Here is a 25,093-nt window from a genome sequence, read left to right as displayed (position 1 = left end):
TGACCCTGAGCCCGGGACACCCGCGAAGCTGAAATGCGCAGGACCAGGACCTTTTTCGGGGCCTGGCACGGTCCTGGCAATGAAGAACCCCGCAACCCGACACACCCCGGCGGCTGCGCAGGCAGCGGGGGGTCTTTCCAAACGTCCCACAGGAGACACGCATGGACATGCTCGAACCCGGCAAATTCGGTTTCCCGGTCAACTTCAAGAAGCGCTACGGCAACTTCATCGGCGGCCAGTGGGTCGAGCCGGCGCGGGGCCAGTACTTCGAGAACATCACGCCGGTGACGGGCAAGGCCTTCTGCGAGGTGCCGCGCTCCACGGAAGAGGACATCGAGCGCGCGCTGGACGCCGCGCACGCCGCCAAGGCCGCCTGGGGCCGCACCTCGCCCACCGAGCGCTCGGCCGTCCTGCTCAAGATCGCCGACCGCATGGAGCAGAACCTGGAGCTGCTGGCCACGGCCGAGACCTGGGACAACGGCAAGCCCATCCGCGAGACCCTGGCCGCCGACCTGCCGCTGGCCGTGGACCACTTCCGCTACTTCGCCGGCTGCGTGCGCTCGCAGGAAGGCACCATCAGCGAGATCGACCACCAGACCTACGCCTACCACTTCCACGAGCCGCTGGGCGTGGTCGGCCAGATCATCCCGTGGAACTTCCCGCTGCTGATGGCGGTGTGGAAGCTGGCGCCGGCGCTGGCCGCGGGCAACTGCATCGTGTTGAAACCCGCCGAACAGACGCCGGTGTCGGTGCTGGTGCTGATGGAAGTCATCGGCGACCTGCTGCCCGCGGGCGTGATCAACGTCGTCAACGGCTTCGGCGTGGAGGCCGGCAAGCCGCTGGCCTCGTCCAAGCGCATCTCCAAGATCGCCTTCACGGGCGAGACGGGCACGGGCCGGCTGATCATGCAGTACGCCAGCCAGAACCTGATCCCGGTGACGCTGGAGCTGGGCGGCAAGTCGCCCAACATCTTCTTCGCCGACGTGATGTCCAAGGACGACGCCTTCTTCGACAAGGCGCTCGAAGGCTTCGCCATGTTCGCGCTCAACCAGGGCGAGGTCTGCACCTGCCCGTCGCGCGCGCTGGTGCAGGAGTCGATCTACGAGGCCTTCATCGAGCGCGCCGTCAAGCGCGTGGCCGCCATCCAGGCCGGCAACCCGCTGGACAAGAGCACCATGATCGGCGCGCAGGCTTCCGACGAGCAGCTCAAGAAGATCCTGTCGTACATGGACATCGGCCGCCAGGAAGGCGCCGAGGTGCTGATCGGCGGCGAGCGCAACAGCCTGGGCGGCGACCTGGAGGGCGGCTTCTACGTCAAGCCCACGGTGTTCAAGGGCCACAACAAGATGCGCATCTTCCAGGAGGAGATCTTCGGCCCGGTGCTGTCGGTGACGACCTTCAAGGACGAGGAAGAGGCGCTGGCCATCGCCAACGACACGCTGTTCGGCCTGGGCGCGGGCGTGTGGAGCCGCGACATGAACACCGCCTTCCGCATGGGCCGCGGCATCCAGGCCGGCCGCGTGTGGACCAACTGCTACCACGCCTACCCGGCCCACGCGGCCTTCGGCGGCTACAAGCAGTCGGGCATCGGCCGCGAGACGCACAAGATGATGCTGGACCACTACCAGCAGACCAAGAACCTGCTGGTCAGCTACAGCGAGCAGCCGCTGGGCTTCTTCTGATCGCCGCGGGCCCGGCGACGGGCCCGCCAGTGAATGTCAACGCTTGGGGCGGCGGCCTGGTCCGCCGCCTTTTTTCATTCCTGCATTCCACGGGGAGAACCGATGCCGGAACCCATGCCGCCGTCCGTCAAGACCAAGGAGGTGCCGCAGGTCGTGGCCACGCCGCTGGCGCTGGCGCTCATCGAGCGCGTGCGCGCCCAGCATGGGCCGCTGATGTTCTACCAGTCCGGCGGCTGCTGCGACGGCAGCGCGCCGATGTGCTGGTCCGAGGGCGAGCTGCTGGTGGGCGACCACGACCGGCTGCTGGGTCACATCGGCGGCGTGCCCTTCTACATCAGCGACGCGCAGTTCGAGTACTGGTCGCACACGCAACTCATCATCGACGCCGAGCCCGGGCGCGGCGGCATGTTCTCGCTGGAGAGCACGCTGGGCCTGCACTTCGTCACCCGCTCGCGCCTGTACGACGAGGCCGAGTGGCGCTGGCTGCAGGAGAACGGGAAGGTGTGAGGCGGCTATCGCGGCGGCGCCGCCTCGTCGGAAGGGCGCAGGAATTCGTACTCCAGCAGCGCCAGCGCCGCGGCCTCGTCGAGCAGGCCGTTGACGCTCAGGCCACGCTGGCGCGCCACCTCGCGCAGCCGGCGCACCGTGTCGGCGGGCAGCCGCAGCGTCAGCCGCACGGGCTCGTCGGCCGGGCGTCGCTTGGGGCGGTTCATGGCGCGCTGAAGCCGTGGCCGCGCAGCAGCGCCTGCCCCTCGGGGCCGCGCAGGAAGCCGGCGAAGGCCTCGGCCGCCGGCGACGCCCCGGGCAGCAGCGCCAGGCCGTAGGTGGCGGCCACGTCCAGCTCCGCCGGCACGGGGAGCACCGGCAGCGCCGCGTTCTCGCGCGCGGCCAGCGTGGCGTTGGTGCAGTAGGTGACGAAGACGTCGGCGCGCCCCTCGGCCAGCAGCATCCCGTAGACGCTGCGCCCGGCCGGCGGCGTGGGCGAGCCGGGCCCGCCGGTGAGCTGCAGCGCGTGCTTCTTCAGCTCATCGGCCGAGCCCGGCGCGGCAGCGCCGCTGGCCTCGATGCGCTCGAAGAAGCGGAAGGCGTAGTCGCCGGCCGGATCGGCGCCCGGCGTGGAGATGCCCAGGCGCAGCGCCGGATCGAGCAGCCGTTGCGCCACGCTCTGGCCGCGCAAGCTGAACCCCGGTGCGCCCAGCAGGCACAGCGCGTTGCGGGCGAAGGGTTCCACCGCCCGGGCCCGGCCCGCCGCGGCCAGCGCCTGCGGGTGCTCCATGTTGGCCGAGGCGAACAGGTCGGCGCGCTCGCCGCCGAGCAGCTTGTCCTTGAGCAACCCGGAAGCGCCGAAATTCAGCGCCACGCGCGCGCCCGACCGGCTTTCGAAGGCCCGGGCCGCCTCGGTCAGCGCCGCGCGCAGGCTGCCCGCGGCGTAGACGGTGACGACCTCGGAGGGAGTCACGGCGGAAGCGGCGGAGAGTGCGGCGGCGGTCTGCGCCTGCGCCGCAGCGACTGCCGCAGTGGCGGCCAGGGCCACGCCGCAGGCGGCTTTCAGGGGAGCGGTGTGCCTGGATGGAGCACTGCGGGGAATCGACATCGGAACGCGTGGAACAAGCCTGACGCCATTGTTCTGGTTCCGCCCCGGCGGCGCGATATGTGCGGCGCAGCATAACTGGCGTCATTGCGCCATCCCGGGGCCCGGTGCCGGAACGGATGGGCAGGCAACGCGAACCCGGGGCTCCTGGCCGCCATCGGCATGCCAGATGCCCCAGCGCTGGCATCGCGGCGGGCGCGGCGCGGGGCCGTGCCGCCTGAAGACTCGCAGGAGCCCGACATGACCCAGGTTGCCGAAGTGATGACGCGCGGCGTGCGCGCGATGGCGCCCGACGACAGCGTGCGGCTCGCCGCCCAGGCGATGGACGAGCTCAACGTGGGCGTGATCCCGGTGTGCGAGGACGACGGCCGCGTGGTGGGCATGGTCACCGACCGCGACATCGTGCTGCGCGCCGTGGCGCAGGACCTCAGGGCCAGCGCCACGCCGCTGTCGGAGGTGATGACGAACCTGGTGCAGTTCTGCTACGAGGACCAGCCGCTGGCGGAGGTGGTGGAGCGCATGGAGCGCGCCCAGATCCGCCGCGTGCCGGTGCTGGACCACCAGGAGCGGCTGGTGGGCATCCTGTCGCTGGGCGACGCCGCCACGCGCGGCGACGCGCAGGCGGCGGCGCAACAGGCGCTCAGCGGTATCTCCACGCCCTCGGAGCCGGACCGGCAGCATGGGCTGGATGCGGGCCGCATCCCGTCAAAAGGCTGGGCGCCGGACGAGCCCAGCGCGATGCCGGAGTGAGGAGCCGGCAGCCGCCGCGCCTCAGTACCGCATCTCGAAGCGCTGCTGCCGGAAGCGGAACACCGCGGCCTTCGGGCCGATGGACTCCAGCACCAGTTCCGGGCCGATCTGGGCGCGCTCGCGCAGCACCTGGCCGTTGACGATCAGCAGCCGGTTGGCCGGCTCGGGGGAATAGATGCCGCCGCCCAGGTTCAGCGGCGGCAGCGCCTGGCGCACCGGCGCGGGCAGCTCGGCCAGCGTCACGACGGGTGGGACGGCAGGCGCGGGCGTGGCAGCGGCCGTGGTGGCTGGCGGCACGGGCTTGTCGAGGGCGGCCGGCGGCGCGGGGCGGGCTGCCGTGGCGGGCGGCGGCGCGGCCGGGCTCGGCGCGGCAGCCGGCGCACGCGGCAGCGCGCTGGATACGGCGGGTGGGGCTTCGGCGCGGCGCGGCGCGGGTGCTGCCTCCGGCTGGGGCGCGGGTGCGGGAGCCGGCGGCGCGGCGACGATGGGCACGGCCGGGACGGCCGGCGTCAGCGCTGCTGCCGGAGCGGCCGGCACGGCAGGCGCCGCTGCCGCTGGCGTTCTCGCCTCGGAAGCGCGTGTGGTGGCTTGCGGCGGCGTGTTCAGGGCCACGGCGGGTCCTTGCGCGGCCGGCGCCACGGGCCACAGGAACCAAGCCAGCACCGCGCTGCCGGCCAGCGTGCCCGCCGCCACCGCCCAAGGCAGCGTCCGGCGCGCGCGCGGCACCGGTGCGGCGCCGGGCAGCGTCGGCGTGTTCAGCCCCGGCGTGGCACCGCGGGCACGTTCGGCTTCGGCGCGCTGGAGCGCCTGCAGGATGTAGGACATCAGGGAGCCTTGAGCAGCCGCGGCTCGTCGAGGCCGCCGGCGCGGTTGAGCAGCATGAAGGTGCCCGGGCCGGCCACGCCGTCGGGTTGGAGGCCGGCGGCGAGCTGGAAGGCGCGCAGCTGCGCCAGCAGCGCGCCGTCCAGGCGCCGCGGCGGCGTCTTGGGCTCGGGCCGGCCTTGGGCCTTGGCCAGCAGCGTGGCCAGCGCCGGCACGGCCGCGCCCTCGTCCCCGGCGCCCAGGGCGCGGGCGTAGCCCGGCGGCGCGCGCCAGAAGCTGGCCCACTCGCCCTGCCACAGCGGCGCCAGCGCGGTCAGCGGCACGCTCATCTCGCGGCCATGGGCACGCAGCGTGGCCTGCCGCTCGTCCAGCGCCACCAGCAGCGCCCAGGTCGGGCGGCCCTGCGCGTCGCGCAGCGCCAGCAGCCCCGGGCGGTCGAACTGGCGCAGCTGCGTCAGGCCCAGGCCGCTGCCGCGAAAGCAGCCCACGCGCTGCCCGGCGCTGGCGGCGCAGGCGTCGGCCTGCTCCACCGGCAGCTTCCACAGCACCGCCAGCTCGCGCCAGGCGGCGTTTTCGGAAGGCAAGCCCGCCAGCGGCAGCGGGGCCGAAGCGGCGGGCGCGGCGGATGCGGCCGTCGCCACCGGACCGTCCGGCACGGCCGATGCAGCGGCGGACGCCGCCGTGGGTGCGGAGGCCGCGGCATCGGCACGGGCCAGCGTCGTGGCCGGTCCGGGCCGGTGCAGCCCGCTCCACACGATCGCGCCCACGCCCACGACGCCGGCCAGCGCCGCCGCGGCCACGACGGCCCGGTGCCGTCGCGGCGGCAGGTTGAACACCTCGGCGGCGGCCTGGCGCACCGTGGCCGCGTCCGCCTCGCGGCGGCCCTGCGCATAGGCGCCCAGCAGCGCGCGGTCGCACAGCAGGTTGATGCGCCGCGGCACGCCCTGCGTGAGCGCATGGATGCGCCGCAGCGCCCCGGCGTCGAAGGGCAGCGGCCCGCCCAGCCCGGCCACGGACAGGCGGTGCTCCACGTACTGGCGCGTCTCGGCTTCGGACAGGGCCTGCAGGCGGTAGCGCGCGATCACGCGCTGCGCCAGCTGCTCCATCCCGGCCAGCGTCTGTTGCAGCTCTGGCTGGCCCACCAGCACGATCTGCAGCAGCTTGCGCTCGCTGGTCTCCAGGTTGGTCAGCAGCCGCAGCTGCTCCAGCAGCTCGGGGCCGAGGTTCTGGGCCTCGTCGATGACCAGCACGCATTGGCGCCCGGCCGCATGCTCGCGCAGCAGGAAGGCATTGAGCGCATCGACCAGCGGCTTGACGGTCGTGGCCTCGATGGCGCCCAGGCCGAAGTCCTCGCACACCGTCTGCAGCAGCTCCACGGCGGTGAGCCGCGGGTTGAAGACGTAGGCCGCCAGGCAGTCCGGCGGCAGCTGCTGCAGGAAGGCGCGGCAGACGGTGGTCTTGCCCGCGCCGATCTCGCCCGTGAGCAGCACGAACCCGCCGCCGCCGCGCACGCCGTAGAGCAGGTGCGCCAGCGCTTCGCGGTGGCGCTCGCTCATGAAGAGGTAGCGCGGGTCCGGGGCGATGGAAAAGGGCTCGCTGCGCAGCCCGAAGTGACTGGCGTACATCGGCGGCTTTGGGGCTTAGGCCGCGAAGGTCGGCGCCGCGTCAGCAGCGCGGCCCCGGGGTGCGGCGGTGGTCAGCGCCGGCCGCGCGCGGCGTGCTCGGCGAAGGCGATTTCGGTGGCCAGCTGCAGGCGGCGCTCGGGGCTGAGATCCTCCAGCTCGGACAGGCTCATGTGGCGGCGCCGGCGCAGCAGCCCGGCCATGAGGCGGCGCAGCTCGCGCTCGGAGAGATCGGCCTCGTCGGCGCCCTCCTCCAGCGACAGCACGCCGCTGATGCAGGTGATGGCCACGGCGACTTCCTCGTCGCTGTAGTCCTCGTCGAATTCCTCGTCGGCGCCGTTGCCGCTCGTGCGCTCGGGCTCCTCATCGGCACCGCTCCAGCCGCTGTCGCGCGGGCGCTCTTCCGGCAGGGGCTCTTCGCGGCGCAGCGAGCGCGAGGGCAGGTCCAGGCGGCGGCCCATTTCCATGTCGAGCAGGTGCCGCACCTGGCTGGCCGTCACACCCGAAGCCTCCAGGGCCAGCCCCAGGCGGGCCCAATGTTCGAGCTGCTGAACCACGGTGCGGCTCATCAGCTCGGCTTCGCGCTGCGCGAGCGCGAGGAGCGAGTCTGGGATGCGGATCGTCTGAGACATGCTGGTGGCCGTGATAGCAAAGGGCGGCAATCTACCACCGTCGGACCCGGCCGAGGATGAAGAGCGACCCTGCCCGGCCCGGGCGGCCGGGCGGCGACGCCCCGGACGTGTCCTGCATCACGGCCCGGGCCGCGCCACCGCCGTAGGCAGCCGCCACAGCCACAGCGCCACCGCGCCGCAGCACAGCCCCGGCAGCCAGCGCCAGGGCGACGGCAGATACCAGGCGGCCAGCGCGCTGCTGAGCGCCATCATCAGCGTGGCGACCTGCTTGGCACGCAGCGGTACGGCGCGCTGCTCGCGCCACTGCCGCACCGGCGGGCCGAACGTGGGGTGCTCCAGCAACCAGCGCTCGTAGCGCTCGCTGCCGCGCGAGAAGCAGAACGCGGCCAGCAACACGAAGGGCACCGTGGGCAGCAGCGGCAGGAACATCCCCACCACGCCCAACGCCAAGCTGCAGCCGCCGCCCAGCAGCCACAGCCAGCGCAGCGGCCGGCGTTGCCTGTTCGTGATTTCCGTCGTCATGCGCCGATGCTAACGGCGCCACCGGCTTGAGCTGGCTCAAGGGACGGGCCTGCCGCGCGGGCCACACTGCCGCCCATGCCGACCCTGACCTGGTCCGATGCGCTGGCGCTGCAGCAGCCGCAAATGGACGACACGCACCAAGAATTCGTGGACCTGCTCGCCGCGGCGGAAGCCGCGCTGGACGCCGAGCCGGCCGTGCTGCTGCAGCGCTTCCAGGAGCTGCTGGACCACACCATTGAGCACTTCGGCCAGGAAGACCGCTGGATGGCCGCCACCGGCTTCGCCACGGAGAACTGCCACAGTTTTCAACACGCCGCGGTCCTGCAAGTCATGCGCAACGTGGTGGCGCTGGCCAGCACCGAAGGGGACTTCGCCCCGTTGCGTCAGGCCGTGGCGGAACTGGCCCAATGGTTCCCCGGCCATGCCCAGATGATGGACGCCGGCCTGGCCTTCCACATGGAGCAGGTGGGCTTCGACCCCGCCACCGGCCTCTGCCGCGAGCCCGTCACCGAGGGCGCCCTCACCGGCTGCGGCAGCACCAGCTGCTCCACCTGAACCTCGTGCGCGCCCGCGCCGCGCGACGCTCCCCGGGCCCGGTCCACGGCCGCAAGGCGCGCCCCATGCGGCACGCCCCGACCGCGGCGCGAGGCCCGGCTTGGCACCCCGGCCCCCGGGGCGTGAAACCGCGCTGCTAGAGTCCGGCTCCCATGCCGGACCTGCGCTTTCCCTCCATCGACGGCCTGCGGGCCTTCGAGGCCGCGGCGCGGCTGGGCACGTTCGAGAAGGCCGCCGAGGAGCTGGCCGTGACGGCCAGCGCCGTGGGCAAGCGCATCGCCACCGTGGAGGAGCTGCTGGGCACGCCGCTGTTCCAGCGCGGCCCGCGGCTGAGCCTCACACCCGCGGGCAAGGAATACCTGACGCATGTGCGCGCCGCGCTGGGCCTGCTGGCCGCGGCGCCCCAGCACCGGCGCCACGCGCGCCGCGTGCAGCGCTTGCGTGTGAGCACGCCGCCGACCTTCGCGCGCCAGATCCTGGTGCCCGAGCTGCCCGCCTTCACCGAGGCGCACCCGCGGGTGGAGCTGGAGGTGGTGCTCTCCATCCCCTTTCTCGACGACGGCGGCAGCGATGCCGACGTGCAGGTGCGCCATGGCGACGCCGCCGCCGTGGGCGGCACGGTGCTGATGCACGACGTGGTGCTGCCCGTGGCCGCGCCCTCGCTGCTGGCGCGGCTGCCGCGGCTGCGCACGCCCGCCGACCTGGCGCACGCACCGCTGCTGCGCACGCCGCTGGAGCCCTGGGCACCCTGGTTCGCCGCCGCGGGCCTGCCCTGGCCCGAGCCCGACGAGGGCCCGCGCCTGCTCGACCTGGGCCTGACGCTGGAGGCCGCGCTGGGCGGCCAGGGCGTGGCGCTGGCTCGCCCGTCGCTGGCGCGCGCCTGGCTGGAGAACGGCGCGCTGATCCCGCTGTTCGACGTGCAGGTCATGCCCGCACACCAGTACTACGTGGCGCCGCACGCCGCCAGCGGCGCGGCGCCGCAGTTCGCACAGTGGCTGCAGCGCGCCTGCGAGCGCATCGCCCGGGAAGCCGTGGCCGTGGTGGCGGCCCGGCGCGCGCCCGGCGCTTGAGGCCGCGCGGCCGGCACGACTTTCCGCCACCGCCTGAACATTTGTCCGGCCGGGGGCCGCGAGGCGCCGCTAGGATGCGCGCCCATTGAAGAACCCCCGGGGACACAGACCATGAGCAGCGTGATCACCAACGTCGAAGACCTGCGCGTGCTGGCCAAGCGGCGCGTGCCGCGCATGTTCTACGACTACGCCGACAGCGGGTCCTGGACCGAGAGCACCTACCGCGCCAACGAGACCGACTTCCACAGGATCAAGCTGCGCCAGCGCGTGGCGGTGAACATGGAAGGCCGCTCCATCCGCGCCAGCATGGTCGGCCACGACGTGGCCATGCCCGTGGCCATCGCGCCCACCGGCCTCACCGGCATGCAGCACGCCGACGGCGAGATCCTGGCGGCCAAGGCGGCGGAGAAGTTCGGCATTCCGTTCACGCTCTCGACCATGAGCATCTGCTCGATCGAGGACATCGCCGCCCACACCACGAAGCCTTTCTGGTTCCAGCTCTACGTGATGCGCGACCGCGCCTTCATCGAGCGCCTCATCGACCGCGCCAAGGCTGCCAACTGCTCGGCGCTGATGCTCACGCTGGACCTGCAGATCCTGGGCCAGCGCCACAAGGACCTCAAGAACGGCCTGTCGGCGCCGCCCAAGCCCACGCTGGCCAACCTCATCAACCTGGCGACCAAGCCGCGCTGGTGCATGGGCATGCTGGGCACCAAGCGCCGCAGTTTCGGCAACATCGTCGGCCATGCCAGCGGCGTGGGCGACCTCTCCAGCCTCAGCTCCTGGACCGCCGAGCAGTTCGACCCGCAGCTCAACTGGGGCGACGTGGAGTGGATCAAGAAGCGCTGGGGCGGCAAGCTGATCCTCAAGGGGATCATGGACGTGGAGGACGCGCGGCTGGCCGCCGACTCCGGCGCCGACGCGCTGATCGTGAGCAACCACGGCGGGCGGCAGCTCGACGGCGCGCCCAGCTCCATCGAGGCGCTGCCGGCCATCGTCGAGGCCGTGGGCAAGAACATCGAGGTGTGGATGGACGGCGGCATCCGCAGCGGCCAGGACGTGTTCAAGGCCTGGGCCCTGGGCGCGCGCGGCACGCTCATCGGCCGCGCCTTCCTCTACGGCCTGGGCGCCATGGGCGAGGCCGGCGTGACGCGCTGCCTGGAGATCATCGCCAAGGAGCTGGACCTGACCATGGCCTTCTGCGGCCACCGCAACTTGGCCAAGGTGGACACGCGCGTGCTGCTGCCAGGGACGTTCCCGAAGCCTTGAGGTTGCCCGACACGGGCACGCAGCGACCCTCGTCATGCCCGCCTGTGCGGGCATGAGCCCATCCGCGGTCGTGAAGCGGTTGCGGCCGGCGCTCAGCTCTCCTCGGGATGCGGCGCCTCGTGCTCGTGCCGCAACTGCATGCAGGCGCGCACCACGCGCGCGACCTGCCCCTCGTCCACCGGCTGCGAATAGCGGCACTTGAGCGGCCGCGCCAGCGGGTGGTCCGCCGCCTCGTCGCCCGGGCCGTGCGGCGGCAGCATCGCGCACAGCACGCGCGCGGCCTGCAGTTGCGCATGCGTCTTGTGCGTGCTGATGGAGAGCAACTGCGCCGGCCCGTCGAGGTAGGCCAGGTTGCCCCATTTCACGCTGGGGATGAGCTGCGGCGCGGCATCGAGCACCGCGCCATGCAGGGCACGCACGGTGGCCTGCTGGTGCGGCGGCAGCATGTCGAACCAGTTGTCCACCAGCGCGGCGGAGTTGGAGAGTCGTCGCATGGGTGTGAGGCTTTCAGGTTCAGGAACCGGCCGTTTCGAAGGTGTTGCACTGCGCAGGCTGGCCCGATTGCAGCCCGCGCCGGAACCACTGCACGCGCTGCGCGCTGCTGCCATGGGTGAAGCTCTCGGGCACCACGGTGCCGCGGCTGCGGCGCTGCAGCGTGTCGTCACCGATCTGTGAGGCGGCGTTGAGGCCTTCCTCGATGTCGCCCTGCTCCAGCCAGCCCTTGCCGCGCTGCGAGTGGTGCGCCCATACGCCGGCAAAGCAGTCGGCCTGCAGCTCCAGGCGCACCGACAGCTGGTTGGCCTGGGCCTGCGACAGGCGCTGGCGCTGCGCGTCCACGCGCTGCGTGAGGCCCAGCTCCTGCTGCACGTGGTGCCCGACCTCGTGGGCGATGACGTAGGCCTGCGCGAAGTCACCCGGCGCGCCCAGGCGCTGCGACAGCGTGTCGAAGAAGCCGAGGTCGATGTAGACCTTGCGGTCGGCCGGGCAGTAGAAGGGCCCGGCGGCCGACTCGCCCAGGCCGCAGGCGGTGCGCGTGGCGCCGCGGAACAGCACCATGCGCGGTGGCTCGTAGTTGCGCTGGGCGCGGCCCATGATGGCGCCCCACACGTCCTCGGTATCGGCCAGCACCACGGAGGCGAAGCGCGCGCGCTCGTCGGTGGGATGCGAGGGCGTCACCTCGCGCTGCGCGGTGGGCGGCGGGCCGCCACTGTCCATGAGGCCCAGCAGCGCCAGCGGGTTGATGCCGAAGATCCAGCCCGCCACCAGCGCCACCACCACGCCGCCGAGGCTCAGGCCGCGTCCGCCGATGGGCAGGCCGCCGAATCCGCCGCCCCCACCGCCGGAATCACCGCGCAGATCCTCGACGTTCTCGCTTTCGCGCTGCCCCTGCCACCTCATGCCGGCTCCCTGGCTGAGACGGCGAGCCGCCACTGGCCCGCCTGCGTCTGTGGTGCAGAAGCAGCAAGCGGCATGCGCGCCCGCGCGGCGCCGCTGCCGCGCGGGCCAGGGAGCTCAGGTCTTGGGCAGCGTCACGCCGCGCTGGCCCTGGTACTTGCCGCCGCGGTCGGCATAGCTGGTCTCGCAGACCTCGTCGCTCTCGAAGAACAGCACCTGCGCGCAGCCCTCGCCCGCATAGATCTTGGCCGGCAGCGGCGTGGTGTTGGAGAACTCCAGCGTCACGTAGCCCTCCCATTCGGGCTCGAAGGGCGTGACGTTGACGATGATCCCGCAGCGCGCGTACGTGCTCTTGCCCAGGCAGATGGTCAGCACGTTGCGCGGGATGCGGAAGTACTCCATGGTGCGCGCCAGCGCGAAGCTGTTGGGCGGGATGATGCAGACGTCACCCTCGAAGTCCACGAAGCTCTTCTCGTCGAAGTTCTTCGGGTCCACCACGGTGGAATGCACGTTGGTGAAGATCTTGAATTCGCGCGCGCAGCGGATGTCGTAGCCGTAGCTGCTGGTGCCGTAGCTGACGATCTTGTGGCCGTCGGCGGCGTGGCGGACCTGGCCGGGCTCGAAGGGCTCGATCATCCCGTGCTCTTGCGCCATGCGGCGAATCCACTTGTCGCTCTTGATGCTCATGTCATTTCCCGTATACGGATGGCCGGGATTTTGACAGCGCCCCACCAACGTCCCCGAAGCACCCCGGGAAGAACGCTGTAGGAAGCCGACTACAGCACGATGCGCCTCATTCCGGTGCGTGGCGGGACCCGCGCTTGCCTGGACCAAGACATCAACAGCTATCGGGTTTCGCCATGTCATTGAGCTGTAGCACCAGCACCTACGCCTACTCGGCACCGCCCCTGGCCCTGATGGGCCTGGAGCCCATGCGTGCGCTCCTGGAGTACGTCAGCGTCGGCTTCATGGACCGGCGCCGGCTGCCCACCGGCGACGGCCATCCGGTGGTGCTGTTCCCGGGCCTGTGTGCCGACGCGATGGCGCTGGAGCCGCTGCGGCGCTGCTGCCGCGACCTGGGCTACGAGGCCTGCGACTGGGGCCATGGCTGCAACATCGGTCCCAAGGGCGCGGTCGAGGACTGGCTGGACCTGCTCACCGAGGGCGTGGCCGAAACGGTGGCGCAGCACGGGCGCCGCGCCAGCCTCGTCGGCTGGAGCCTGGGCGGCATCTACGCGCGCGAGATCGCGCGCCGGCGCCCCGGGCTCGTGCGCCAGGTCATCACGCTGGGCACGCCCTTCGCGGGCCGCGGCGAGCACACCACGGTCGGCGTGCTGTGCCAGCTCCTGAGCGGGCGGCTGCCCCAGATCGACGAGGCGCTGCTGGCGCGGATGGCGGCCACGCCACCGGTGCCCACGACCTCCATCTACAGCCGCAGCGACGGCGTGGTGGCCTGGCAGGCCTGCCGCGAGGCGGCGGTGGCGCATGCCGAGAACGTCGAGGTGCAGGCCAGCCACATCGGGCTGGTGTGGCATCCGCAGGTGTGGTCCGTGGTGGCGGACCGGCTGGCGCAGCCCGAGGGGCGCTGGCAGCCTTACGCGGTGTCGGCAGCGGTGGCGCAGAGGTTGCGGGCGCATTGACCGTCCGGGCCTGCCTGTGTGCAGTGATGGGCTGTCTGGGAAAGTCTGCCAGTCGGTAGCCGCAAGCTGGTGCGGTCCGCTTATTACTTCGTCATCCCCGCGCAGGCGGGGACCCAGGCAGTCCCACATCAGAGCGCAAGAAACATGGCCGGCACGCTCAGTCCACCAGACCTTGGTGTGCCAGGCAATTGGCTCACGGCCAGCTTGAGGACCGCCTGGGTTCCCGCCTGCGCGGGAATGACGAAGTAGAAAGCTCGGCAACTCAGCCTTCCGACCAAGGCACCTGCAGCAGCGCCCTCACCACCGCGAAATCACCGCGAAATCACCGCGTCACACCATAGCTTTTCCGCTCCCAGTTGCCCAAGCAACCTGATCCATTACCCCGCCCCGCACGCCAGCACCCGCCTCAGCTTGCCGCTGCGTCCGCGCAGCATGGGCTGCGTGGTCTCGTCCAGCAGCTCCAGCGGCACCAGGCCCTGCGCCTGGGCGAACTGCTGCAGCGCCTGGCGGCAGCGCTGCAGCGCCGCGGGGGCCTCGGCGGCGGAGCCGCCCAGGCGCAGCGCCAGGGTGCGGCCGTCGCACTGGCGCAGCTGGAAGTCGTAGACCTGGGCGTGCTCCTCCATCACGGTGGAGAGCGCCAGCGGCAGCAGCGTCACCGTGCCGCCGGCGCGCGCATCCATGCGCAGCAGGTCGTCGCCGCGGCCGTCCACGCGGATCACCGGCAGCGCGCAGCCGCAGGCGCAGGGCCGCGGGTCGATGGTGAGCTGGTCCTCCAGCTCGTAGCGGATGAGCGGCTGCACCCGGTTGGCCAGGTTGGTCAGCAGCGTGCGCGCCGAAGGCCGGCCCGGCGGCACGGGACGGTGCTGCTCGTCCACCGGCTCCAGGATCACCCAGTCGCTGTTGAGGTGCATCGCGCCCTGCCCGCATTCCCAGCCCATGGCCAGGAACTCCGAGGCGCCGTAGCTGTTGCGGATGCGGCAGTCGAAGACCTGCTGCACATGCTGGCGCAGCGCGGGCTCCAGCGTCTCGCCGCCGGTCCAGACCTCGCGCGGCGCGATGCGCAGCGCCCCGGCCTGCGCCTGATCGGCCAGCAGCGCCGCGGCCGTGGGATAGGTGGCGATGATGGTCGGACGCCAGGCATTGAGCGCGCGCACCAGCGCGTCCACCGGCTGCAGGATCGAGAAGGACTGCAGGTTCGGCGCCATCCACGGGTTGCGCTGGCGCAGCCGCTGCACGCTCACGCAGGAGGCGAAGTGGCCGTCGGTGGCGCCCACGAAGGCGACACGCTCGCCCAGGCCCAGCGGCATCGGCCAGCTCCAGGGCGAGGCGCCGCCGTGGCGCAGCGACTCCAGCGCGTCGTACACCGCCATGGCCGCGGCGTCCTGCACGAAGATGCCGGGCTCGCCGCTGGTGCCCGAGCTCTCCCACACCGTGTAGCGGCCCATGAAGGGCTGGGCCATGCGCCGCGGATCGGCGATGAAGCCCTGCAGCGGCTGGCGCCGCAGCTGCCGGTCGCAGACCCAGTCGTCGAAATGGCGCATGAGCTCGCCGCGGTGCTGCACCGGCAGCTCCGACAGCGGCCGCTGCACCGCATCGTGCGGCAGCCGCCGCGCATACCAGGGCGACTGCGCCTGCGCCGTGCGCACCAGTTCGGCCAGGCGCTGGCGCTGGCGCTGCGCCAGCACCGCGGCATCGGCCCGCGCGGCCGTGACCACGTCCCAGGCCGCGGCCCCGGCCCGCAACAGATCAAGCATCGGCACGTCGCCCACCACCGAATCAACCACCCGCGGGCTCCTCATCCATGTCCACGTCCTCGGCCGGCGCCTCGGGCTCGACATGCCGCACGATGGTCAGCGGCAGCCGGCTGTCGTGCAGCAGCGTCTGCGACACCGAGCCCAGCGCCGCGGCCAAGCCGCCCACGCCGCGCGCGCTCATCACGATGGCGTCGCACTGCTGCTCCTCGGCAATGTCCAGCAGCGTGTGCGCCACGTCGCCGGTACCCACCTGCACCTCGTACTCCACGCCGGCCGCCTCCAGCAGCGCCTGCGCACCCTGCAGTGCGTCCGCCGCGGCGCCCTCGCTCATGCGCGCCAGCGCCTCGGCGTCGTGCAGGGTCATCATTTCGTAGAAGGTGGTGGGCTCCTGCACGTTGGCCAGCACGAAGCTGGCGCGCAGGCCCTCGCGCACCAGGCGCAGCGCGTGGTGCACGGCGTCCAGCGCCAGGGCGGAACCGTCCACGGGCAGCAGAATCTTCATGGGCTGTCTCCTGTCGTCGTTCTCGGGGAAGCGGCGCGCGGCGCCGTCTCCTGGAGCACTTTAGTCCCGAAGCGCCAAGCCCTCAAAGCAGGGCCTGTTGATCCATGACAAGCGCGCCGGGGCGTGCCTGCGGGCACGCTGCGTGCGCCTGTCGCGACCCGGCACCACAACCAGCAGCATCACCTCATGAGCATCCGCAACCTGGATTCCCTGTTCGACCCGACCTCGGTGGCCGTCATCGGCGCCTCGGACCGCCCGCGCAGCGTGGGCGCGACGGTGTGGCGCAACCTGCGCGCCGGCAGCTTCGGCGGTCCGGTGTTCGCGGTGAACCGGCGCCTGCGCGAGCTCGACGGCCAGACCGTGTACCCGCGCGTGGCCGAGCTGCCGCAGGTGCCGGAGCTGGCCGTGATCTGCACCCCGCCGGCCAGCGTGCCGGGGCTGATCGCCGAGCTCGGCGCGCTCGGCACGCGCGCGGCGGTGGTGATGACGGCGGGGCTGGACGGTGACACCAAGCGCGCCATGCTCGACGCCGCGCGCCCGCACCTGCTGCGCATCCTGGGCCCCAACTGCATCGGGCTGCTGGTACCGCGGCTGGGGCTGAACGCCAGCTTCGCGCACGTGGACGCGCTGCCCGGCGAGCTGGCGCTGGTGTCGCAGTCCGGTGCGCTGATGACGGCGATGCTGGACTGGTCGCGCGCCAACGGCATCGGCTTCTCGCATTTCGTGTCGCTGGGCGAAGGCGCGGACGTGGACTTCGGCGACATGCTGGACTTCCTGGCCAGCGACGCGCGCACGCGGGCGATCCTGCTCTACATCGAGTCCGTCAGCGCGCCGCGCAAGTTCATGTCCGCGGCGCGCGCGGCGGCGCGCAACAAGCCGGTGATCGTGGTCAAGGCCGGGCGCTCCAGCGCCGGACAGGCCGCCGCGGCCTCGCACACCGGGGCGCTGGCCGGGTCGGACCTGGTCTTCGACGCCGCCATCGCGCGCGCGGGCATGCTGCGCGTGAGCACGCTGCAGGAGCTGTTCATCGCCGCGGAGACGCTGTCGCGCTTCCGCGGCCGGCGCGGCGAGGAGCTCGTGATCGTCACCAACGGCGGCGGCGCCGGCGTGATGGCCGCCGATGCCGCGGCCGATGCCGGCGTCAAGCTGTGCCAGCTCGCCCCCGCCACCCTCGCCCGGCTCGACGAGGCGCTGCCGGCCAACTGGTCGCGCAGCAACCCGGTGGACCTCATCGGCGACGCGCCGGTGGAGCGCTACGTGGCCACGCTGGAGGCGCTGGCCGCCGACCCGGCGCAGCCGGCGGTGCTGTTCATCCACGCCCCCACCGCCATCGTGCCCAGCAGCGAGATCGCGCAGGCGCTGGTGCCGCTGCTCAAGCGCATGCCGCCGCGGCTGCTGAGCTGCTGGATGGGCCAGACCGCCGTGGCCGAGGCGCGCCAGCGTTTCCACGATGCCGGGCTGCCCAGCTTCGACACGCCGGAGCAGGCCGTGCGCGCCTTCGCCCTCGGCGTGGACTACGCCCGCAACCAGGCCCAGCTGATGGAGGCGCCGCCGGCCGCACCCAACTGGCCGGCGGCCGACACCGCGCGCGCCCGCGCCCTGGTGCGGCAGGCGCTGGAGGCCGGGCGCGAGATGCTTACCGAGCCCGAGGCCAAGGCGGTGCTGCAGGCCTGCGGCATCCCGGTGGCGGCCACCACCACCACCGCGGCCGACCCCGACGCGGCCGCCGAGGCGGCCCAGCGCATCGGCTTCCCGGTGGTGCTGAAGATCCTGTCGCTGCAGATCACGCACAAGTCCGACGTGGGCGGCGTGGTGCTGAACCTGGACACGGCCGAGGAGGTGCGCGAGGCCGCGGCGGGGATGCTGCAGCGCGTGCGCACGCGCCGCCCGGACGCGACGCTGCTGGGCTTCTCGGTGCAGCAGATGGTCCAGCGCGCGCATGGGCGCGAGCTGATCGTGGGCACCACCATCGACCCGCTGTTCGGCCCGGTGGTGCTGTTCGGCCATGGCGGCACGGCGGTGGAGGTGCTGGCCGACCGCGCCGTGGGTCTGCCCCCGCTCAACGAGCCGCTGGCGCGCTCGCTGGTGGGGCGCACGCGCGTGTCCAAGCTGCTGGGCGCCTGGCGCGACACCTCGGCGGTGGACCACCAGGCGCTTTACGGGGTGCTGGTGACGGTGTCGCAGCTGCTGGCCGACGTGCCCGAGATCGCGGAGCTGGACATCAACCCGCTCATCGCCAGCCCGTCGGGCGTGGTGGCGCTGGATGCGCGCATCCGCGCCAGCGCCGCCGGCCCGGCCGGCGAGGCCAATTTCGCGATCCGGCCCTACCCCACGCCGCTGGCGGAGACGGTGCCCTGGCACGAGCACGAGATCACGCTGCGCCCGATCCGGCCCGAGGACGAGGCGCAGCACCTGGAGTTCCTGTCGCGCGTGTCGCCGGAGGACATCCGCATGCGCGTGTTCTACAGCCGCCGCAGCATCGAGCGCAGCGAGCTGGCGCGGCTGACGCAGATCGACTACGCGCGCGAGATGGCCTTCATCGCCACCGAGCCGAATGCGGAGGGCGGCGAGGTGACCCTGGGCGTGGCGCGCGCGGTGGCCGATCCCGACAACCAGGAAGCCGAGTTCGGCGTGCTGGTGCGCTCCGACCTCAAGCACACCGGCCTGGGCCAGCTGCTGATGGACAAGCTCATCAACTACCTGCGCAGCCAGGGCACGCGCCGCATCGTGGCCGTGGTGCTGGAGGAGAACGAGGCCATGCGCGGCCTGGGCAAGCGCCTCGGGTTCACCGAGGGTCCGCCGGATCGCGCGGACGGGACGCGGCGGATCTGGATGGACCTGTGAACCGCGATGCGCGGCAGGAATGTCATCCCTCAGGAAACAGTTTTCTCAACCAAAGGCCAAAACATGAGAAAGCTGTGAGCCACAGGTAAACAATCTTGTCGCTGCTTCAATCGGCCCACAGCGCACCCAGCTCCAGGGCGACGGCCTCGAAGGGGGCGACGGCCACGGCGTCGTCGTTCTTGAAGGCGCCGAGCAGCAGCCAGCGCCCCTGCTGGTTCTCGAAGGCCTCCAGCGTGCGCAGCACGGGATCGACCAGCCACACGTGGCCGACCCCGGCCTCGGCGTAGACCGGCAGCTTCTGCACCCGGTCCACGCGCGCGGTGGAGGGCGACAGCACCTCGCACACCCAGTCCGGCGCCAGCTCGAACCAGGCCGTGTCGGGCAGGCGCGGCAGCCGCTCGCGCCGCCAGCCGGCGATGTCGGGCACGAGCACGTGCGGGCCGAGGTGAACTTCGGGTTCAGCCAGAAGCCACCAGCCGCCCGGCCCGCCCCGGCCCTTATGGAAGGGGCCGGACAGCTCGGCACCCAGCAGCGACAGCGCCAGCGCGTGGCGTGGCGCGGGACGCGGATGGGTGACGAGGTCGCCGCCGATGATTTCCCCGACCAGGTGCTCGGGCAGATCCAGGATGTCGTCGTAAGTCGCCAGACGGTGTGCGGGCTGTCCCATGGCTGATGGCTAAGCTGCGGTGTGAGGCAAGCGTACTCGCAGGCTCCAAGTGCAGGTCAGCGTGCAGCTTCTCCCGGGTCACGTCCGTCGGCCGTGCCCTCCTCCATCCCGGATGCCTCGGCTTCGATGGCCTCGTCGCCGTACTCGGTGCGGAAGGCGCCGGCCTGGCAACCCTGCTCCTGCAGCCAGCGCACCATCACGGCCTCGTAGCCGTGGGTGACGATGACGCGCGGCGCGCCGGTGGCAGCAATGGCGCGTTGCAGCCCTGGCCAGTCGGCATGGTCGGAGAGCACGAAGCCGCGGTCCACGCCGCGGCGCCGGCGCGCGCCGCGCAGCGCCATCCAGCCGCTGGCGAAGGCGTCGCTGGCCTCGCCGAAGCGCCGCAGCCAGGGCGAGCCCGCCACTGAGGGCGGCGCCAGCACCAGCGCGCGCCTCAAGGCCTCCTTGGGCAGCTCGGTGACGCGGTGCGTGGGCGGCAGCGCCACGCCGGCGGCGCGGTAGGCGGCATTGAGCGGCTCCACCGCGCCGTGCACGACGATGGGGCCGATGGCGGCGTCCACGCCGGCCAGCAGCCGCTGTGCCTTGCCGAAGGCATAGCCCATGAGCACGCTGGCGCGGCCGGCGGCGGCGTTATCGGCCCACCAGGCGTTGATCTCGGCAAAGAGCGCGGCCTGCGGCTGCCAGCGGTAGATGGGCAGGCCGAAAGTGGATTCGGTGATGAAGCAGTCGCAGCGCACCGGCTCGAAGGGCGTGCAGGTCGGATTGGCCTCGGCCTCGTGGCCGCTGAGCCAGTAGTCGCCCGACACCACCCACACCTGGCCCGTGTGCTCCAGCCGCACCTGCGCCGAGCCCAGCACATGGCCGGCCGGGTGCAGGCTGATGCACACGCCGCGGTGCTCCACCACCTCGCCCCAGTGCAGCGCCTGCAGCTCGATGTCGGCTCCCATGCGGGCGCGCAGCACGCCCTCGCCTTCGGCGCTGGCGAGGTAGCGGGCATGGCCGCGGCGGGCGTGGTCGGCATGGGCATGGGTGATCACGGCGCGCTCCACCGGCTGCCAGGGGTCGATGTAGAAGTCCCCGGGCGGGCAGTAGAGGCCCTGCGGGCGCTCGACCACGAGATCACGCGCGGCCGCTGCTGTGGCTTGTGCACGGTCCATCGGGGCATTGTGGCGGGGGCCGCATGGGAGAATGTGTTGCGCTTCGTTGCATTGCCCCATGACCCCGTCTCCCACCTGGCTCGCCGATGAGGCGATGAGCCCGCAACAGATCTACTTTGGTTTTCAGGGCCGCATTCCGCGCCGCATCTGGTGGCTGTACGGCGTGTTCGGGCTGCTGGGCGTGGGCGTGCTGGGCTACACGCTGCTGCGCGTGGCTGGCATGAGCGAGGAGAAGGCCGAGAGCGTGGTCAACCTGCTGCTGACCTGGCCGGCGCTGGCGGTGTCGGTCAAGCGCTGGCACGACCGCGACAAGTCCGGCCTGTGGGTGCTGGTGAACTTCGTGCCCGTGATCGGCCCGCTGTGGACGCTGATCGAAAACGGCCTGCTGCCCGGCTCGCCCCGCTCCAACCGCTACGGCGAAGACCTGAGCGATCAGCTGTGAGCAGCCGGAATACGGCCACGAACCGCTCCCGGCGTCCCGGGGCCTCACACCTCTTCTCACACCTCTTGTCTTCCGCTGCCCTGGGCACCTTCGCCGACCCGGTACCGGCACGGCTTCTCCCGACGTCCTGACATGCCCCAGTTTCGCCCGCTCGCCGTCGCCGCGCTGCTGCTGGCCGGCAGCCTGCCGCCCGCGATGGCGCAGCTCACGGCGCTCATTCCCAAGGTCAAGCCGGCCGTGGTGGTGGTGGGTTCCTGGCGCGCCACCGACAACCCGCGGCTGGGTTTCAGGGGCACGGGCTTCGTGGTGGGCGACGGGCGCCGGGTGCTGACCAACGCCCATGTGCTGCCCGAGGCGCTGCCCAGCGAGGCCGCGGCGCCGCTGGCCATCGGCATCCCGCGCCGCCGCGGCGAAGGCGCCGAGGTGCGCCGCGCCACGCTGCTGGCGCTGGACCGGCGCCACGACCTGGCGCTGCTGGCCATCGAGGGCACGCCGCTGCCGACGCTGCCGCTGGCCGCCGCGCGCGAGGTGCCTGAAGGCACGGAAGTGGGCTTCACCGGCTTTCCCATCGGCGGCGCGCTGGGCTACTCGCCGGTGACGCACCGCGGCATCGTATCGGCCGTCACCCCGGCCTCGCTGCCGCAGGCCTCGGCGCAGCAGCTCAGCAACCAGGCCATCCGCGAGCTGCGCGAAGGCCCGTTCGAGCTCTACCAGCTCGACGCCACCGCCTACCCCGGCAACAGCGGCAGCCCGGTGTTCGATGCTGCCAGCGGCGAGGTGGTGGCGGTGCTGAACATGGTGTTCGTCAAGGCCGGGCGCGAGAGCGCGCTGACGCAGCCATCGGGCATCAGCTACGCCATCCCGATCGCGCATGCGCACGAGCTGCTGCGCCGGGCATCGGCATCCTCCGGCGCTGCCCTGCCCGCAGCATCGACGCTCCCGTCGAAATCACTTACCGACTGAAGAAGAAAGCCGTTCGGGCTGAGCCTGTCGAAGCCCTGTGTCCCGACCAGCCTGCGAGCCCTTCGACAAGCTCAGGGCGAACGGGAACCCGGAGTCAGTAGCGCCCGGTGATGCCCGCCACGCGCAGGTACACATGCGCGCTCCAGGCCACGAAGCCGCGGCGCAGCGCGCCCCAGAAGCCGCGCGCGCGCACCTGGGCGGCCTGCACCTCGCGCGAGACGGCGATGGCCGCGTTGAACTCGGCGGCGAGCTCGCGCACGAAGTCGGGGTCGCGCACCATGACGTTGGCTTCCAGGTTGAGCAGCAGCGACAGCGGGTCGATGTTGGAGCTGCCCACCGTGGCCCAGTCGTCGTCCACCAGGGCGATCTTGGCGTGCAGGAAGGCGGGCGTGTACTCGAAGATGCGCACGCCGTGGCGCAGCAGCTCGTCGTAGAGCACCTGCGCCGCCAGGCCGGCGATGCGGTAGTCCAGCTTGCCCTGCAGCAGCAGCCGCACCTGCACGCCGCGCCGCGCGGCGTCGCGCAGCGTGCGGCGGAAGAGGTGGCCGGGATAGAAGTACGGCGACACCAGGTCGATGCGCGTGCGCGCGCGGCGCAGCGCGTCGATGTAGCTGCGCTCGATGGCGCGGCGCTGGCGCAGGTTGTCGCGCACCACGAAGGCGGCGCGCACGGGGCGCTCGGCGTCGCTGCAGGCCAGGCTCTTGAGCGGCGGCGTGATGCGCAGCCGCCGCAGCAGCGCGCGCACCCGCGCCACCGGCTCGCTGCTGCGCGCCAGCGCCTTCATCTCCTCGGGCCAGTCATGGCCGAAGGCGGCGCGCGACCACATGGCGCGCGCGGTCTGCTGCACCGGTCCCACCACCGGGCCGCGCACCGCCACGGCGTAGTCCAGCCGCGGCGCCTCGCTGTAGCCGTGGTTGAGGTCGTTGCAGTCATCAATGATGTTGATGCCGCCGACGAAGCCCAGCTCGCCGTCCACCACGCACAGTTTCTGGTGCAGCCGGCGCAGCTGGCCCGGCTGCAGCAGCGTCCACCAGCGCCGCACCGGCCGGAACACCGCCAGCTCCACGCCCGCAGGAGCGAGCCACTGCTGCAGCGCGGGCAGCGAGGCCTTGCTGCCGAAGCCGTCCACCACCACGTGCACGCGCACGCCGCGCCGCGCCGCGGCCACCAGCGCGTCGGCCACCAGGCGGCCGGCCTCGTCGTCGTGAAAGATGTAGGTGGCCAGCCACACCTCGTGGCGGGCCGCGGCGATGGCCTCGCACATGGCCGGGAACAGCTCGCAGCCGCCGCGCAGCAGCTTCACCTCGTTACCGCCGCAGAACAGGGCGCGCGGATGGTCGTACCAGTTGTGCAGCAGCGCCGACGCGTGCGCGGCATCGTCGTCACCACCCCGGCGGCGATGGGAGGGCGGCGCCCCGGGGCTCATGCCGCTTCGAGTTCGGCCACCAGCGGCAGGTGGTCCGACATGCGGGCCCAGGCGGTGCCGCGCGGCACGAAGGTGGAGCGGCAGCGCAGGCCGCGCAGGTAGAAGCGGTCCAGCGCGAACACCGGCGCCAGCGAGGGGAATGTCGGGCAGTGCACGCGCGCGCCCTCGGAGCGGGCACGCTGCAGGCCGATGCCCCACATCGGCGGATCGAGCTTCTCGGCCCAGTCGTTGAAGTCGCCCGCCACCACCAGCGGCTCATTGGCGGGCACGTTGGCTTCCAGGAACTCGGCAAGCTTCTGCACCTGGCGCACGCGGCTGGCGTGGATCAGTCCGAAATGCGCCACCACCGCGTGCACCGTCATGCCGCCCCATTGCACCGGCACGTGCAGCAGCCCGCGCTGCTCGAAGCGGTGGTCGCTGACGTCGAAGTGGCCCACGTCGCCGATGGGCCAGCGCGACAGCAGCGCGTTGCCATGCTCGCCATGGCGCGTGACGGCGTTGGTGCGGTAGGCCACGTCGTAGCCCTCGGGCGCCAGGAAATGCGCCTGGCCCTGCTCCGGCCAGCCGAACTTGCTGCGGTCGAACTTGCGGGCCTCGCGGGTGTGGAAGAGGCGCACCTCCTGGAGGAAGACCACGTCCGCGTCCAGTGCCTCCACGCCCAGGCCGAGGTTGTGGATCTCCAGCCGCTTGCGCGGCCCGATGCCGCGCACGCCCTTGTGGATGTTGTAGGTGGCCACGCGCAGCAGCGCGACGTCGCTCTCGGTCCTGGCCGAGGCCGTGGGCAGCTGCGTGGACTGCAGGCGGTTGAGCACCATGGCTCAGGCCCCCGCTCCGGCCCCTGCCCCGACGAAGCGCGGCAGCTGCAGGATTGCCTCGGCATTGCTGGGCGAGAAGCACGCCGCCGCCGCCTCGCGCCAGGGCAGCCAGCGCTGCGCCAGATGCTCGCGCGGCGCCAGCCGCACCGGCGTGCCCGCGGGCACCGTCAGGCCGAACACATGTTCGGTGTTGTGGGTGACGCCCTCCGCGTAGCGATGGCGCCAGACGGGATAGATCTCGTACACGTTGCGCAGCCCCCAATCGCGCAGGGCGGCAAGGCCGATGCCCGGGGCATGCACATCGATGCCGGTTTCCTCGGCCACCTCGCGCACGCAGGTGTCGATCAGCGGCTCGTCGCTACGGTCCTTGGAGCCGGTGACGCTTTGCCAGAAGCCGGGGTGGTCGGCCCGCTCCAGCAGCAGCACGTCCAGCGCCGGGGTGTGGATCACCACCAGGACGGACTCGGGGATCTTGTAGGGACGCCGGGGGAGTTCAGGTGTGACTGCAGGCATGCAGCCGAGCATAGCGGGGCGCAAACCGCCTCCAGGCGCGGCCGGTCAAGGCCGCCGTGCCATGGCGCGCACGCGCGCGCCCGGGGCACGGGAATGGCACATCAGCGGGCGCTGGCGTCGGCCGTGCGCACGGCGTTGGCGTCCACCGCGGGGCCGCTGGTCCAGCGGGCGCTGGCCGGCGGCAGCACGATGAAGCGGTTGGCGTCAATGCCAGCGCTGCGGGCCTGGCGCGCGGCCAGCACGGCCGGGTGCTCGGCGTTGGCGCGAGCAGCCGCCGGTTGGGTGGCAGGAGCGGCAGCGGCCGGGGCCACCGTTTCGGCTTGGGCCAGGGCAGCGGCAACCAGCAGGGCCAGGGCAAGGATCGGGGTCTTCATGGTTTGTCCTCAGTGTTTACCCTAGTAGTGTAAACCCTGAGTTCCACCCTGCCCTGTCCGTATCGCACGACAGCCCCACGGACCGG

General features: G+C 72.2%; 27 protein-coding genes. 10 read left to right on the top strand and 17 right to left on the bottom strand.

The features are described 5' to 3' along the window. Positions 1 to 161: 161 nt before the first annotated feature. Together adh and HHL10_RS07340 are read left to right on the top strand one after the other, a co-directional pair. Positions 162 to 1,682, top strand: coding sequence for an aldehyde dehydrogenase (gene adh / locus HHL10_RS07345; protein WP_169159702.1), 1,521 nt, complete (start codon positions 162 to 164; stop codon positions 1,680 to 1,682). Between the two features lie 102 nt (positions 1,683 to 1,784). Then, positions 1,785 to 2,189: a DUF779 domain-containing protein gene (locus tag HHL10_RS07340; protein ID WP_169159701.1), complete on the top strand. Its 405-nt coding sequence runs from the start codon at positions 1,785 to 1,787 to the stop codon at positions 2,187 to 2,189. Positions 2,190 to 2,194: 5 nt separating this feature from the next. Here HHL10_RS07340 and HHL10_RS07335 read toward each other — a convergent pair whose 3' ends face one another. Next, positions 2,195 to 2,395 (bottom strand): ribbon-helix-helix protein, CopG family, encoded by a 201-nt coding sequence (locus tag HHL10_RS07335; RefSeq protein WP_169159700.1) that lies wholly within the window; start codon positions 2,393 to 2,395, stop codon positions 2,195 to 2,197. Continuing rightward, on the bottom strand, positions 2,392 to 3,141 hold the full coding sequence (locus tag HHL10_RS07330; protein ID WP_310734547.1) for an extracellular solute-binding protein: 750 nt from the start codon (positions 3,139 to 3,141) through the stop codon (positions 2,392 to 2,394). The genes HHL10_RS07335 and HHL10_RS07330 overlap by 4 nt, the downstream gene beginning before the upstream one ends. 372 nt (positions 3,142 to 3,513) lie before the next feature. Between HHL10_RS07330 and HHL10_RS07325 the strand changes: the two genes are divergently transcribed. Then, positions 3,514 to 4,023, top strand: coding sequence for a CBS domain-containing protein (locus tag HHL10_RS07325; RefSeq protein ID WP_169159699.1), 510 nt, complete (start codon positions 3,514 to 3,516; stop codon positions 4,021 to 4,023). 21 nt (positions 4,024 to 4,044) lie between these two features. Here the strand turns inward: HHL10_RS07325 and HHL10_RS07320 are convergent, their stop codons facing one another. From HHL10_RS07320 to HHL10_RS07305, 4 genes are all read right to left on the bottom strand, one after another. Beyond that, on the bottom strand, positions 4,045 to 4,848 hold the full coding sequence (locus HHL10_RS07320) for a general secretion pathway protein GspB (protein WP_169159698.1): 804 nt from the start codon (positions 4,846 to 4,848) through the stop codon (positions 4,045 to 4,047). Continuing rightward, on the bottom strand, positions 4,848 to 6,470 hold the full coding sequence (locus HHL10_RS07315; protein ID WP_169159697.1) for an ExeA family protein: 1,623 nt from the start codon (positions 6,468 to 6,470) through the stop codon (positions 4,848 to 4,850). Before HHL10_RS07315 ends, HHL10_RS07320 begins: the two co-directional genes overlap by 1 nt. Positions 6,471 to 6,541: 71 nt before the next feature. Continuing rightward, entirely contained in the window at positions 6,542 to 7,099 is a 558-nt protein-coding gene (locus HHL10_RS07310) for a TA system antitoxin ParD family protein (RefSeq protein ID WP_169159696.1), read from the bottom strand. A gap of 117 nt (positions 7,100 to 7,216) precedes the next feature. Next, positions 7,217 to 7,621 carry a YbaN family protein gene (locus HHL10_RS07305; RefSeq protein WP_169159695.1) on the bottom strand — a complete coding sequence of 135 codons (405 nt, stop codon included), beginning with the start codon at positions 7,619 to 7,621 and terminating at the stop codon, positions 7,217 to 7,219. Between the two features lie 75 nt (positions 7,622 to 7,696). On the opposite strand from HHL10_RS07305, the gene HHL10_RS07300 reads away from it, so the two are divergent. The 3 genes from HHL10_RS07300 (at position 7,697) to HHL10_RS07290 (ending at position 10,515) form a co-directional block, all read left to right on the top strand. Continuing rightward, positions 7,697 to 8,176, top strand: a complete 480-nt coding sequence (locus tag HHL10_RS07300; protein WP_169159694.1) for a hemerythrin domain-containing protein — start codon at positions 7,697 to 7,699, stop codon at positions 8,174 to 8,176. Positions 8,177 to 8,328: 152 nt separating this feature from the next. Next, on the top strand, positions 8,329 to 9,246 hold the full coding sequence (locus HHL10_RS07295) for a LysR substrate-binding domain-containing protein (RefSeq protein WP_169159693.1): 918 nt from the start codon (positions 8,329 to 8,331) through the stop codon (positions 9,244 to 9,246). Between the two features lie 111 nt (positions 9,247 to 9,357). Continuing rightward, positions 9,358 to 10,515, top strand: coding sequence for an alpha-hydroxy acid oxidase (locus HHL10_RS07290; RefSeq protein WP_169159692.1), 1,158 nt, complete (start codon positions 9,358 to 9,360; stop codon positions 10,513 to 10,515). A 92-nt stretch (positions 10,516 to 10,607) separates the two neighbouring features. On the opposite strand, the gene HHL10_RS07285 is transcribed toward HHL10_RS07290, so the two are convergent. From HHL10_RS07285 to dcd, 3 genes are all read right to left on the bottom strand, one after another. Next, positions 10,608 to 11,009 (bottom strand): DUF1801 domain-containing protein, encoded by a 402-nt coding sequence (locus HHL10_RS07285; RefSeq protein ID WP_169159691.1) that lies wholly within the window; start codon positions 11,007 to 11,009, stop codon positions 10,608 to 10,610. Positions 11,010 to 11,028: 19 nt separating this feature from the next. Next, the gene (gene ypfJ / locus HHL10_RS07280; RefSeq protein WP_169159690.1) at positions 11,029 to 11,913 is read right to left on the bottom strand and encodes a KPN_02809 family neutral zinc metallopeptidase; all 885 of its coding nucleotides are present in this window, start codon (positions 11,911 to 11,913) and stop codon (positions 11,029 to 11,031) included. 114 nt (positions 11,914 to 12,027) lie between these two features. Further along, complete coding sequence (gene dcd, locus HHL10_RS07275) at positions 12,028 to 12,597, bottom strand: dCTP deaminase (protein WP_169159689.1); 570 nt, start codon at positions 12,595 to 12,597, stop codon at positions 12,028 to 12,030. Between the two features lie 173 nt (positions 12,598 to 12,770). Between dcd and HHL10_RS07270 the strand changes: the two genes are divergently transcribed. Beyond that, on the top strand, positions 12,771 to 13,550 hold the full coding sequence (locus HHL10_RS07270; protein WP_169159688.1) for an alpha/beta hydrolase: 780 nt from the start codon (positions 12,771 to 12,773) through the stop codon (positions 13,548 to 13,550). A 377-nt stretch (positions 13,551 to 13,927) separates the two neighbouring features. Here the strand turns inward: HHL10_RS07270 and HHL10_RS07265 are convergent, their stop codons facing one another. Both HHL10_RS07265 and HHL10_RS07260 read right to left on the bottom strand, forming a co-directional pair. Then, the gene (locus HHL10_RS07265) at positions 13,928 to 15,334 is read right to left on the bottom strand and encodes an AMP-binding protein (RefSeq protein WP_310734546.1); all 1,407 of its coding nucleotides are present in this window, start codon (positions 15,332 to 15,334) and stop codon (positions 13,928 to 13,930) included. Continuing rightward, positions 15,327 to 15,806 (bottom strand): universal stress protein, encoded by a 480-nt coding sequence (locus tag HHL10_RS07260; protein ID WP_169159687.1) that lies wholly within the window; start codon positions 15,804 to 15,806, stop codon positions 15,327 to 15,329. The genes HHL10_RS07265 and HHL10_RS07260 overlap by 8 nt, the downstream gene beginning before the upstream one ends. Before the next feature lie 186 nt (positions 15,807 to 15,992). Between HHL10_RS07260 and HHL10_RS07255 the strand changes: the two genes are divergently transcribed. Next, positions 15,993 to 18,650, top strand: a complete 2,658-nt coding sequence (locus HHL10_RS07255; RefSeq protein WP_169159686.1) for a bifunctional acetate--CoA ligase family protein/GNAT family N-acetyltransferase — start codon at positions 15,993 to 15,995, stop codon at positions 18,648 to 18,650. A gap of 106 nt (positions 18,651 to 18,756) precedes the next feature. Here the strand turns inward: HHL10_RS07255 and HHL10_RS07250 are convergent, their stop codons facing one another. Continuing rightward, complete coding sequence (locus HHL10_RS07250) at positions 18,757 to 19,317, bottom strand: Uma2 family endonuclease (protein ID WP_169159685.1); 561 nt, start codon at positions 19,315 to 19,317, stop codon at positions 18,757 to 18,759. A gap of 56 nt (positions 19,318 to 19,373) precedes the next feature. Continuing rightward, entirely contained in the window at positions 19,374 to 20,474 is a 1,101-nt protein-coding gene (locus tag HHL10_RS07245) for a ligase-associated DNA damage response exonuclease (protein WP_169159684.1), read from the bottom strand. A gap of 58 nt (positions 20,475 to 20,532) precedes the next feature. Here HHL10_RS07245 and HHL10_RS07240 point away from each other — a divergent pair, with 58 nt between their 5' ends. Both HHL10_RS07240 and HHL10_RS07235 read left to right on the top strand, forming a co-directional pair. Next, positions 20,533 to 20,916 (top strand): DUF805 domain-containing protein, encoded by a 384-nt coding sequence (locus HHL10_RS07240; RefSeq protein ID WP_169159683.1) that lies wholly within the window; start codon positions 20,533 to 20,535, stop codon positions 20,914 to 20,916. A 132-nt stretch (positions 20,917 to 21,048) separates the two neighbouring features. Continuing rightward, entirely contained in the window at positions 21,049 to 21,879 is an 831-nt protein-coding gene (locus tag HHL10_RS07235) for a S1C family serine protease (protein WP_169159682.1), read from the top strand. A 94-nt stretch (positions 21,880 to 21,973) separates the two neighbouring features. Here the strand turns inward: HHL10_RS07235 and clsB are convergent, their stop codons facing one another. The 4 genes from clsB to HHL10_RS07215 form a co-directional block, all read right to left on the bottom strand. After that, positions 21,974 to 23,305: a cardiolipin synthase ClsB gene (clsB, locus tag HHL10_RS07230; RefSeq protein ID WP_169159681.1), complete on the bottom strand. Its 1,332-nt coding sequence runs from the start codon at positions 23,303 to 23,305 to the stop codon at positions 21,974 to 21,976. Next, positions 23,302 to 24,120, bottom strand: a complete 819-nt coding sequence (locus HHL10_RS07225) for an endonuclease/exonuclease/phosphatase family protein (RefSeq protein WP_169159680.1) — start codon at positions 24,118 to 24,120, stop codon at positions 23,302 to 23,304. Before HHL10_RS07225 ends, clsB begins: the two co-directional genes overlap by 4 nt. A gap of 3 nt (positions 24,121 to 24,123) precedes the next feature. After that, positions 24,124 to 24,633, bottom strand: a complete 510-nt coding sequence (gene nudB / locus HHL10_RS07220; protein WP_169159679.1) for a dihydroneopterin triphosphate diphosphatase — start codon at positions 24,631 to 24,633, stop codon at positions 24,124 to 24,126. Between the two features lie 101 nt (positions 24,634 to 24,734). After that, complete coding sequence (locus HHL10_RS07215; protein WP_169159678.1) at positions 24,735 to 25,007, bottom strand: hypothetical protein; 273 nt, start codon at positions 25,005 to 25,007, stop codon at positions 24,735 to 24,737. Between the last annotated feature and the right edge of the window lie 86 nt (positions 25,008 to 25,093).

Origin of the sequence: Azohydromonas caseinilytica (assembly GCF_012927045.1) — a bacterium.
GTDB classification, from domain to species: domain Bacteria; phylum Pseudomonadota; class Gammaproteobacteria; order Burkholderiales; family Burkholderiaceae_C; genus Azohydromonas; species Azohydromonas caseinilytica.
This window is presented reverse-complemented; position numbering and strand designations above follow the sequence as displayed.